The sequence below is a fragment of the Candidatus Binatus sp. genome, from assembly GCF_036567905.1.
GTDB lineage: Bacteria > Desulfobacterota > Binatia > Binatales > Binataceae > Binatus.
This window is the reverse complement of record NZ_DATCTO010000053.1, coordinates 1-10,569: the sequence shown is the minus strand read 5'-3', so window position 1 is coordinate 10,569 and position 10,569 is coordinate 1. Positions and strand designations below refer to the sequence as shown.

General features: G+C 62.7%; 12 protein-coding genes and 1 tRNA gene. 8 read left to right on the top strand and 5 right to left on the bottom strand.

Features of this window, described 5'->3' with window-relative positions; all coding sequences use genetic code 11:
• Positions 1-310 precede the first annotated feature (310 nt).
• From pstC to VIO10_RS08575, 7 genes are all read left to right on the top strand, one after another.
• Positions 311-1,288, top strand: coding sequence for a phosphate ABC transporter permease subunit PstC (gene pstC / locus VIO10_RS08605; protein WP_331962353.1), 978 nt, complete (start codon positions 311-313; stop codon positions 1,286-1,288).
• Positions 1,288-2,163: a phosphate ABC transporter permease PstA gene (gene pstA / locus VIO10_RS08600; protein ID WP_331962350.1), complete on the top strand. Its 876-nt coding sequence runs from the start codon at positions 1,288-1,290 to the stop codon at positions 2,161-2,163. Before pstC ends, pstA begins: the two co-directional genes overlap by 1 nt.
• Positions 2,164-2,165: 2 nt before the next feature.
• Positions 2,166-2,927, top strand: a complete 762-nt coding sequence (gene pstB, locus VIO10_RS08595) for a phosphate ABC transporter ATP-binding protein PstB (protein ID WP_349259235.1) — start codon at positions 2,166-2,168, stop codon at positions 2,925-2,927.
• A 17-nt stretch (positions 2,928-2,944) separates the two neighbouring features.
• Complete coding sequence (gene phoU, locus VIO10_RS08590; protein WP_331962345.1) at positions 2,945-3,640, top strand: phosphate signaling complex protein PhoU; 696 nt, start codon at positions 2,945-2,947, stop codon at positions 3,638-3,640.
• Positions 3,641-3,667: 27 nt separating this feature from the next.
• Positions 3,668-4,429 carry a response regulator gene (locus tag VIO10_RS08585; protein ID WP_331962343.1) on the top strand — a complete coding sequence of 254 codons (762 nt, stop codon included), beginning with the start codon at positions 3,668-3,670 and terminating at the stop codon, positions 4,427-4,429.
• On the top strand, positions 4,422-5,822 hold the full coding sequence (locus VIO10_RS08580) for an ATP-binding protein (RefSeq protein ID WP_331962340.1): 1,401 nt from the start codon (positions 4,422-4,424) through the stop codon (positions 5,820-5,822). Before VIO10_RS08585 ends, VIO10_RS08580 begins: the two co-directional genes overlap by 8 nt.
• Positions 5,823-5,967: 145 nt before the next feature.
• Positions 5,968-6,044 (top strand) — tRNA-Arg (locus tag VIO10_RS08575).
• Positions 6,045-6,104: 60 nt separating this feature from the next.
• Here the strand turns inward: VIO10_RS08575 and VIO10_RS08570 are convergent.
• The 4 genes from VIO10_RS08570 to VIO10_RS08555 form a co-directional block, all read right to left on the bottom strand.
• Positions 6,105-7,169, bottom strand: coding sequence for a CAP domain-containing protein (locus VIO10_RS08570; protein ID WP_331962337.1), 1,065 nt, complete (start codon positions 7,167-7,169; stop codon positions 6,105-6,107).
• Between the two features lie 10 nt (positions 7,170-7,179).
• Positions 7,180-7,584, bottom strand: coding sequence for a hypothetical protein (locus tag VIO10_RS08565; RefSeq protein WP_331962334.1), 405 nt, complete (start codon positions 7,582-7,584; stop codon positions 7,180-7,182).
• 310 nt (positions 7,585-7,894) lie between these two features.
• Complete coding sequence (locus VIO10_RS08560) at positions 7,895-8,191, bottom strand: hypothetical protein (protein ID WP_331962331.1); 297 nt, start codon at positions 8,189-8,191, stop codon at positions 7,895-7,897.
• A 281-nt stretch (positions 8,192-8,472) separates the two neighbouring features.
• Entirely contained in the window at positions 8,473-9,003 is a 531-nt protein-coding gene (locus VIO10_RS08555; RefSeq protein WP_331962328.1) for a hypothetical protein, read from the bottom strand.
• A gap of 228 nt (positions 9,004-9,231) precedes the next feature.
• Between VIO10_RS08555 and VIO10_RS08550 the strand changes: the two genes are divergently transcribed.
• Complete coding sequence (locus tag VIO10_RS08550; RefSeq protein WP_331962325.1) at positions 9,232-10,065, top strand: alpha/beta hydrolase; 834 nt, start codon at positions 9,232-9,234, stop codon at positions 10,063-10,065.
• A gap of 13 nt (positions 10,066-10,078) precedes the next feature.
• Here the strand turns inward: VIO10_RS08550 and gloA are convergent, their stop codons facing one another.
• Positions 10,079-10,462: a lactoylglutathione lyase gene (gene gloA / locus VIO10_RS08545; protein WP_331962322.1), complete on the bottom strand. Its 384-nt coding sequence runs from the start codon at positions 10,460-10,462 to the stop codon at positions 10,079-10,081.
• Between the last annotated feature and the right edge of the window lie 107 nt (positions 10,463-10,569).

The following is a 10,569-nucleotide window of genomic DNA, read 5'->3' as shown; positions in this document are numbered from 1 at the left end:
ATCCTGAGCGCAGCGAAGGATCTCGCGCTTAAGCGCGTGTGGCCCCCATCACCAAGATCCAGATATGGAAAGCTCTCGTAAAGTGAGAGATGGGTGTCTCTTTGCCGTCCAAAAAGCCGGCATTTTCTTGAGATTTCGCTGAAGATTCGCGGGTTCACTGCGATTTTCAGCCTTCGTAACACTCCCGCAACATTTGATGCGTATGATTGCGATGACGGTCAGTCCGGTCGCGACGTGGTGATCGGCGCCGATAATGAGCGGGTCAGCAAATTCTGAAGGAAGAGTTCGCTTGTCCGAATTAGAAGGTTCGATGTCCGAGAGCATTGCGGCGGTCCGGCACGCGCGCACCAGAGCGCCGGTGCACGCGCGTTTGTTCGGCGATCGGATTTTCAACACCGCGACATTTATTCTTGCGCTGTCGATTCTCGCGTTGCTGTTCGGCCTTGCGGTGGTGCTGATCGCCGACAGCTTTCCAGCGATTCGGGCATTTGGGCTGCATTTTTTGGTCAGCACAGATTGGGATCCGGTTAATGAACAATACGGCGCGCTGCCATTTATCTACGGGACCTTCGTTTCATCGTTCATCGCGCTGGCAGTCGCGGTGCCGCTGAGCCTGGGCGTCGCGCTGTGCCTGAGCGAGATGGCGCCCGACTGGCTGAGCCATCGGCTGGGCTTCCTGGTCGATCTGCTGGCCGCAATCCCCAGCGTCGTGTACGGGCTGTGGGCCGTGTTCGTGATGGGTCCGTGGATTCGCGACTACGTCGAGCCGCCGCTGGCGCATTGGTTCGGCTGGACGGCGTTGTTCCAGGGGCCCAAGGTGTCGGTCGGGATGCTTTCGGCGGGAGTAATCCTCGCCATCATGATCATCCCGTACATTTCGTCGGTTTGCACCGACGTCTTTCGCGTCGTTCCGCATACGCAGCGCGAGGCCGCGCTCGCGCTCGGCGCGACCAAGTGGGAGACAGTCACCACCGCGGTAATCCCGTACGGCATGACCGGCGTGATCGGCGCGATCATCCTGGGGCTGGGCCGTGCGCTGGGCGAGACGATCGCGGTGGCGATGGTAATCGGCAACTCGGCGCAGATTTCCGCGTCGCTGTTCAAGCCGGCGGCGACGCTGGCCAGCGTAATCGCCAACGAATTCGCCGAAGCCACTTCCGACCTGTATGTGGCGGCGCTAATCGAACTGGGACTGGTGCTGCTGATTCTCGGAATCGTGCTCAACGTGGTGGCGCGCGCGCTGGTGCTCGGCGTGCAGCAGCGCCGCTATCGGGAGACGGGCAAGTAATGGCATCCGGCGCCAGCACTCTTCACGGCGAGACCAGCTATCGCTATCGCAAGCTCAAGAGCGATTCGATGATGGCGGTCACGGTCGGCGCGACCATGGTGACGCTGATCCCGCTGTTCCTGGTGCTTGGCTATTTGCTGACCAAGGGCGTCGCGAGCCTGAACTGGGCGTTCTTCACGGCCATGCCCGCGCCGGTGGGCGAAAAGGGCGGCGGGATGGCCAACGCGATCGTCGGCACGCTGGAAGTGGTGGGAATCGCGTGCCTGATTGGAGTGCCGGTCGGGGTCGGCGCGGGTCTCTATCTGGCGGCCAATCGCGCGAGCCAGTTCACCAACTGGGTGCGTTTCTCGGCGAACGTGCTGATGGGGGTGCCGTCGATCGTGATTGGAATCTTTGCCTACGCGGTGATCGTGCGTCCGTTCGGCGGGTTCTCGACGCTGGCCGGTTCGGTCGCGCTGGCGGCGATCATGATTCCGCTGGTCACGCGCACCACCGAAGAGATGGTGTTGCTGGTGCCGCCGGAACTGCGCGAGGCGTCGCTGGCGCTGGGCGTGCCGAATTGGCGCACGACGCTGTCGGTGGTCGCGCGCACGGCGCTGTCGGGCATCACCACCGGCGTCATCCTGGCCGTGGCCCGAGTCTCGGGCGAGACCGCGCCGCTGCTGTTTACGGCGTTCGGCAACCGGTTCTGGTCAACCTCGCTGTTTCATCCGATCAACACGCTGACGGTTCAGGTTTACACCTATGCGATTTCGCCGTTTGCCGACTGGCAGCGGCAGGCGTGGGCGGGCGCGCTGGTGCTGACGGGGATAATTCTCGCGCTCGAGTTGGGCGTGCGATGGGTGACGGGCGGGGCGGCGAAAGCGCCAAGGTAGCCATGGCGGAAAAGCTGGTCGTCAAAAATCTCAACGCGTACTTCCACAAGAATCGCGCGCTGCACGATGTCAGCCTTGCCTTCGAGCAGGACCGCATCGCCGCGATCATCGGGCCGTCGGGATGCGGTAAATCGACGCTGGTGCGATGCCTCAACCGGATGCACGAGGTGGTGCCCGGCGCCACTGCGACCGGCGAGGTGATGCTCGACGGGAATAACATCTACGGCGACGGGGTCGATCCGGTGCAGGTGCGGCGGCGAATCGGGATGGTGTTCCAGAAGCCGACTCCCTTTCCAACCATGTCGATCGAGGACAACGTCGCGGCGGGGCTGACGCTGAACGGGGTGCAGATCAGCCGCGCCGAGCGCGATCAGGTAATCGAGCGAAGCCTGCGCCAGGCGGCGCTTTGGGAAGAGGTGAAGGATCGGCTGCGGCGGCCGGGCGGCAGCTTGTCGGGTGGACAACAGCAGCGGCTGTGCGTGGCGCGTGCGCTGGCGGTTCAGCCCGAGGTGCTGTTGATGGACGAGCCATGCTCCGCACTCGATCCGATCTCGACCGCGCGCATCGAAGAACTATTGCTGGAATTGAAGTCGGCGTACACTATCGTGATAGTGACCCACAACATGCAGCAAGCCGCCCGCTGCTCCGACATGACAGCCTTCCTGTACACGGGCGACCTGGTCGAATACGGCGAGACCAAGCAGATATTCACGAACCCGACCCGGCGCGAGACCGAAGACTATATCACCGGGCGATTCGGCTGATATCGGGGAAGAGCAAGATGGACAACACCCAGCCGCAACATACCAACCGGCAGTACGAAGAGGATTTGCGCGGCTTGCGCGCGGGTCTGCTCAAGATGGGCGGATTGGTGGAGCGTCAAATCGCCGAGGCGGTCGACGCGCTGGTTAATCGCAACAGCGAGCACGCCCGCGAGGTGATCGCGCGCGACGAAGAAGTAAATCGGATGGACAACGAGGTCGACGAGCAGTGTATCCGGCTGCTCGCGCTGCATCAGCCGACCGCCAGCGATCTGCGCTTCATCACCACCGGCCTGAAGATCACCACCGACCTGGAACGAATCGGCGACAACGCGGTCAACATCTGCGAGCGCACGCTGGAACTGAATGAAGTCCCGCAGCTCAAGCCGTACATAGACTTGCCGCGGATGGCGGAGATCGCGCAGTCGATGGTCAGGGACAGCATCGATGCGTTTATGCGCGACGACACCGACCTCGCCGACCAGGTGATCGCGCGCGACGACGAAGTCGATCTGCTCAACTACCAGGTCTATCGCGAGCTGCTCAGCTACATGGCCGAGGATCCGCATACCATCGGCTCCGCGACCCGGCTGCTGTTCATTTCCAAGTATCTCGAGCGTATCGCCGATCACGCGACCAACATCGCCGAAATGGTGACGTTCATGGTCAAGGGCAAGATGATCCGTCACGACGAAACCAGGAAGCGGGCAACTTGAGTGGCAAGCGGCGGAGGAGGTGAAGCGATGAATCAAACCAGCCAGGCTACGAACGCGGTCTCGGAGGCGCAACGCGGAGTTCGCTACCGCGTGCTGATCGTTGAAGACGACGGCGATATTCGCGAACTGATCCGCTACAACCTCGCCCAGGAGGGTTTCATCGTCGAGGAGGCGGCCGACGGTGCGCAGGCGCTCGAGCGGGTCAAGCGCCGGGTGCCCGATCTGATGGTGCTCGACCTGATGCTGCCGGGGATGCCGGGGCTGCAGGTCTGCCGCCAGATGCGCGCCGAGCGCGACACCGCGCATCTTCCGATACTGATCGTCACCGCCAAGGGCACCGAGGTGGACAAGGTGCTCGGCCTGGAGATGGGCGCCGACGATTACCTGGTCAAGCCGTTCAGCCCGCGCGAGCTGGTCGCGCGCGTGAAGGCGCTTCTGCGGCGAGCCAATCCGCTCTCGGAGCCGGACTCCGGCGGCGGTGAGTATGAGAAGGGGCGGCTGCGAATGGACTTCGGCGCCTACCAGGTGTTCGTGGACGCCAAGCGCACGGAGCTTGCGCTGCGCGAGTTCGAACTGCTCAAATTCTTCGTGCAGCATCCGATGCGGGTGTACACGCGCGAGCAACTGCTCGACATGGTATGGGGCCGCGACACGTTCGTCGAACCGCGAACCGTCGACGTGCACGTGCGCCGCTTGCGCCAGCATATCGAGCGCGACGACGCCAATCCGGAATTGATCCTCACGGTGCGAAGCGTCGGTTATCGCTTCAACCCCGAAGCGCTTGGATAGATCACCGACCACCGGCCTGATCGCGGCGATAGGAATCGGCCTCGCACCGGCAGCCATATTGCTGGTGGTGCTGGCCGCCACCGGAGCGGCGCCGGCGGTGTGGGTCGCCGTCGTAATCGTGCTCGGGCTTGCGTTCGGCGCGATTTCGGCCACCGCGATCGGACGCACGCTGTCGCGCCGCGCTGAAAGACTGGACGGCGTTGCCGCCGCGCTGCAGGACAGGCGTCCGCCACCGCATCTGCTGCCCAACGGAAGCGACGCGATGGGCCGTGCGGAGCGTCACTTGCTCGACGCCGCCGATGCGATCGTCGCCGAGGTGGACTCGCTGGCCGAGCAGCGCGACGAGTTCGAGGCGATCCTGCGCAGCATGACCGAGGCGGTGGTGGTGACCGGCGCGCGCGGGGAGGTGGTCCTGCTCAACGGCTCGGCCCGGCGCATCTTCGCCCTGGGAGCCGACACGGACTATCGCGATCGGCCGTTCGTCGAGCTATGCCGCGACCCGCGACTGCAGGAGTTTGCCGGCCGCTCGATGCAATCGGCGGGCAATCAGGTCGTGAGCGCGGAAATCATGATCCAGAATCCCGCGCCGCTTTACGTCAGCGCCAGTGCCGCGCAGATTCGCACCTCGCGCGGCGCGGCGTGGGTGTTCGTCTTTCACGACATCACGCAGCTCAAGTCGTACGAGACTTTGCACGCCGACTTCATCTCGAACCTCACCCACGAGCTGCGCACTCCGCTAAGCGCGCTGTACGGCTACGCTGAGACCCTCATTCAAGGCGTCGATGATCGCGAAACCGCGGCGCGCTTTCTCGGCATCATCGAGCGGCAGGCGCGCCGGCTGGCGCGGCTGATCGACGATCTGGTCTCGCTCTCGGATTTGGAGCGCGGGCTGACTCCGCTCAAGATCGAGCAGCTCGAGCCGATGCGCGTGCTGTCCGAGGCGGCGGAGTTGATGCAGGAGCAGGCGGGACGCCACGGCCTGCGGCTGGAAGTGAAATGCCCTCCGGGGTTGCCGAAGCTGGCCGGCGATCGCGACCGCTTGCATCAGGTGATGCTCAATCTGATCGACAACGCGATCAAGTACACCCCGCGCGAGGGCCGCGTCACGGTCGAGGCTCGCGAGATCGCGGGCGCCGACGGAGCAAACGCAAAGCCGGGCGTCGCGCTGATCGTCATGGACACGGGAGAGGGAATTCCGGCGGCCGATATCCCGCGCCTGACCGAGCGATTCTATCGCGTCGATCGGGCCCGCTCGCGCGAGCTCGGCGGCACCGGCCTGGGCCTGGCGATCGTCAAGCACATCGTGCAGTTGCACCGAGGCGTGCTGCGGATCGAGAGCAAGGTGCATGAAGGCACGACGGTCTCGGTCTGGATTCCCGCCGCGCAGAATTAAATCACCTACGCGGTGGGCGCCAGGGCTGAGCCCTGGACCCAGTATCCGGATGCGGCGCTTCGCGCCTGTTTGGAGGTTTGGGGCGAGGACGCCGAGAGTCGGCTTGCTCGCGGAGCCGCGATATGAAAATTTCTAAGGTTCCGATGCGCCATTAGCTCAGTGGATTAGAGCGGATGACTACGGATCATCAGGTCGGGGGTTCAAGTCCCTCATGGCGCACCATCCATCGCTTGAATTGAAAGTTGCACCCGGCGCGGCTTGCGCTCGACTGCCGGGCGCGGGCTAGCGAGGCGCGGATTGCGCGGGACGAGCAGGCGCAGCGACCGTGAAGCCCCACTCGTAGAGCTTGCCGGCTTCTTTCAATGCGACCTTGTAGTGGCCGGGCGCGAGCGGTTCGCGCGGGATCATCACGGCCGCGCCGCCGCGTGCGAGTCCCGCCTTGACCGCCTCGGTCTGCTCGGCGTTGCGGCCGGCGTACGACGCCGCAGTGATCAGGCAGGTTTCGATTTCGACGCCATCGCGCCAGACCAAGTCCGACGATACTTCGAGGCTGCCATCAGGGCCGTAACCTTTTCCGAGTTGAATCGAAATCGGAGTACCGGTGGGAGCTTTGTAGCCGGGACATGAGGACAATGGATCTGGGTAGTCGCCGCCGGCGTACGATTGCAGATTAACGGTGGCGCCGTCGGGCGGAAATTCGACCGGCGATCGCAACCGGCCTGTCTCGATCGGAATGAGTCCGAGGCTCGGATTCCAGAGTCGATCGCTCGCGGGTCCGTCGTAGAGCGCGAGGCGCACCGACTTCTCCAACGCGAAGCGACCCGGGATCACGATCGCGCACTGACCCGGGTCGCAATACGCGCCGAGCCCGACGACCGAAAATTGCGGCACCATCGGAACCAGGCCGCTGAACGGCATCGTCATCATGCGATCGACGAAGTCGGCGCCGCTCAAGTCGATCTTCCGCGCGGCTATGACTACCGCGTCTCTGCCCGCCGAAGCGCCCTCGTCGGTGTAGAACGGCTTGCCTTTCACCTCCCATCGGAAAGCGTCCTGCGGAGACTGAATACGCAGTCGTTGCCCGTCGAGAACGATATCGCCGCCGGCAATTCCGTTCTTGACGAGATAGCGTGCGTGATTATACGCGCCGGCACTGATGGCGCTGTCGTTGACGACCGGCGGCAGCTTCGCCATCGCGCGATAGTAATTCACCCGCGCGTTGGCGCTTGATGCGAAATCGGGCGGCACTCCGGGCGATGCCGGATTGGCGGGCACTTGCGCACCGGCTCGAATCGCCATGAAGATCGTGGCGACGACGAGCAGAATTTCAGACGTGAAGTATCGCATGAAGAATTGCTCAGGGCTCCGAACAGTATCCCCGCGCGCGCAGATACTTTGCGTCGTCGTCGGTGACGGGCGGACCGGTCATCACTTTCGCCCAGCTAACCGATTGATTCAGCGTGTTCATCCCGCATTCAACTTGGAAGATTTCGTCGCCGTTGAGCCTCCTCACCGGGACGAAGATATTCGCCGTGCGCGCGGTATTTTGCTCGACCATCCGCGGGTCGGCCTGCAACCCGGTGTTGCTCATGTCCACGTTTTGGCCACGGATGTTGTTGCAGATTCGCGCCGGATCGACCCTGCATCCGTTCATGACGACCACGTCCGTCGAACCGCCGCGGGCGCCTGGCGCGCCCTGCGACGCGCACGCCGCGATCGCCGTCGATGCGAAAATAAGCAAAACGAGCAAGCTCCGCTGCATCTGAGATCCCTCCCACGCGAGGACAGGCTTACGATCGTACCGCAACGTAGCAGTCGGTCAACTCACTGACAACAAACTGTCTCCGCTATGGAATCGACTGCGCGGGATCTCGAACTGCGCGCCCCGAACGCCGAGTAGGTGTTGGTGCGGGGGATGTGGGTGACAGTACAAACCGGCAGCATGAATAGCGCTTTTTTGCATAGGGACGGGAATGAGTGCGAGGCAACCGAGCCCCTACCCCCTTCCCAAAATGGGAAGGGGGACAAGCGCGAGCCGCCCTTTTCCCGCAAGGAAGGGGAGCAAAGACCGGCTATTCGAGCCGCCAGAGCGAACGCGCGGCGCTGGCGGAGCGCTCGACGAACTTCTTGCCGTATTCGATCTGCGCATCGAAGATAGGAGCGAGCGGAGTTTCCTTGGCCCACTTGGTGGCGGAGGCCTGGAAATTGATCGCCTGGTTGGCGACTTTCTCGCTGGTGTCGATGTACCAGGCGGCGATCTTCTTGGCGCCCTTGACGCTCAACAGGTTGCTGCGCAAATTGCCGATATTCTCGAACACTCCCGAATCATGCGGTTTGTGTGCCGAGTGTGTCTCTTTGTGTTCTGACATTTTTTCTCCTCCTGATTTTCGGCGCGCCGCGAGCCCGCCGGTTGGTTGATTAAGCTTAACCATCGAATCTGATTTTGCCCGTTTCTTTGGTCGCATCGGCGACGAAACCGGCGGTTCTCCGCTGGTGGGGTGCTTCTCAGTCATCGCGCCATCTGCCGTCCTCGCAGCTCAACCAATGGGCCGCGGTAATTACGCGGCCTGTTTCTCAATGATCGGTGGCGCGGAGCGCAGACCGATACCGCGTGCGCATCGTGCCTTCCATCGACAGCGAAGCGATCTCGTTAATGGCCGACATCCTCGCTGAACTCCGCCGGGTCGCTTCCCGGCCACGCCGAAAATTGGTAAGCGCTGGATTTCCGCGCCGCTGAAGTCGATTTCTCCACGTCACGCTCGGCCACCGCGTCGCGAAGTTCCTCGCGCATCGATCGAACTTCGATCCGAATCGCTTCGACCTCGGTCGCCGCCGGCAGGCCGACTGCGGGCCACAGCGCGCCGAAGAAGGCGCCCGCGACGGCGCCGTTGAACCGCTGCCATCGCAGCACGATGTCGATTGCGCCGCCGAGCACATTGCCGACGGCGGGACCGGCAAAGAGCCGATTAGTCAGGTCGTTGGCGGCGCCGACGACGGTGTCGTACGCGGTCCAGGCAATTTCATGAACTTGGCGATCGGTCCAGCTTTCCGCAATGACGCGCCTGACCCTGGCGGTTGGCGGCTCAGGCATCAGGCATTGGGCGAGATCGAGTGTCTCGTCGGAAAAAGCAGAGTCGTTGGAATTGAGGTTGAAGCTTGAGTTGCGGTTGCTATGAGTCATCGCAAATATCCCTGATCCGGTAATCGTGCGTCAATTTTGATGCTGTAAGTTATACTAATATAGCAGGTACGTCAAGAATTAGCTAGAGTTAAGTTTATCGGCGCGGCGACAAAAGCCACGAAGCGGAAAAAATCGGGCCGGTTGCCAGATTCGCGACAACCAGAGCGTTTGTGGTACGAGAAGGCGGGAGTGCGCGATACGCAACCCTGACTCGGCGAAGAATAAAAGATGGCATCGGACAAATTCGTCAGCGCCAACGGTCTTCGGCTTCATTATATCGACTACGGCAACGACGGCGCGCCGTGGGTCGTATGCGTGCATGGGCTGACCGGCAACGCGCACAACTTCGACGCGCTCGCGCTTCATCTGACGCCCAGCTATCACGTGATTTCGGTTGACGTGCGCGGCCGCGGCGACAGCCAGTGGGGTCCGCCGACCGAATACGTCCCGCAAAATTACGTGACCGACCTGGCGCGGATGCTCGAGCAGTTAGGCTGCGCGCGCGCCAGCCTGATTGGCACCTCGATGGGCGGGATAATCTCGATGATGTATGGGGGAGGATGGCCGGAGCGAGTCGAGCGGCTGGTACTGAACGACATCGGTCCCGAAATCGATCCCGCGGGAGTGGCGCGAATAGCCAGCTACGTCGGCGAGGCGCCGGAGCGCTTCAAAGATCTCGGCGAAGTGGTGAAGTACTACAAGCAGAATTATCCGCCGATGGCGAAGCTGGCGGACAGTGTGGTCGCCGAGCAAGTGAAATGGTCGGTCAAGCCGGGGGCGCAAGGCGATCTCGTCTGGAAGATGGATGCCAGCGTGCGGCGGCCGCTTGGCGGCGGGACCGCGCAGAATCGCCTCGATTTGTGGGTGCCGTACGCGCGAATCGCGTGCCCGATTCTGATCGTGCGCGGAGCCGACAGCGATGTCCTGGAGCGTGCGACGGCGAGCCGGATGTGCACCGTGCACAAGCGGACGAAAGCCGTCGAGGTGCCGGGAGTAGGGCATGCGCCGTCGTTGACGGAGGCGGAATCGATCGGGGCGATCAAGGAATTTTTCGGGCTGTGAGGGGGATCGGCGCCTACTTTAGCTGTATCAGTTCGATCTTGTAGCCGTTGGGATCCTCGATGAAGGCGATGGGAGTCGTGCCGTGCTTCATCGGGCCGGGCTCGCGCACGACGTTGACGCCCTTAAGCTTCAAGTCGGCGCAGGTTTGGTAGATGTCGTCCACGCCGAGCGCGATGTGCCCGTAGGCGGTGCCGATTTCGTACTTCGAGGTTCCCCAATTCCAGGTCAACTCGAGGACCGCGGTTTCCTGCTCGTTGCCGTAGCCGACGAAGGCGAGGGTGAACTCGCCGCCGGGGAAGTCGTGCTTGCGCAGGAGTTTCATCCCGAGCTTGTCGCAGTAGAAGTTGAGCGACTCGTCGAGGTTGTTCACCCGGAGCATCGTGTGCAGAAGGCGCATGCGGTTATCCAATCGTTGCCGGAGTCCGACTTTCCGTAATCGCGAAAGTATTGTCAAACGGGCAGGGCTGAGCCCTGCACCCAATATTAAGGCCGCCCGCCGTTGGC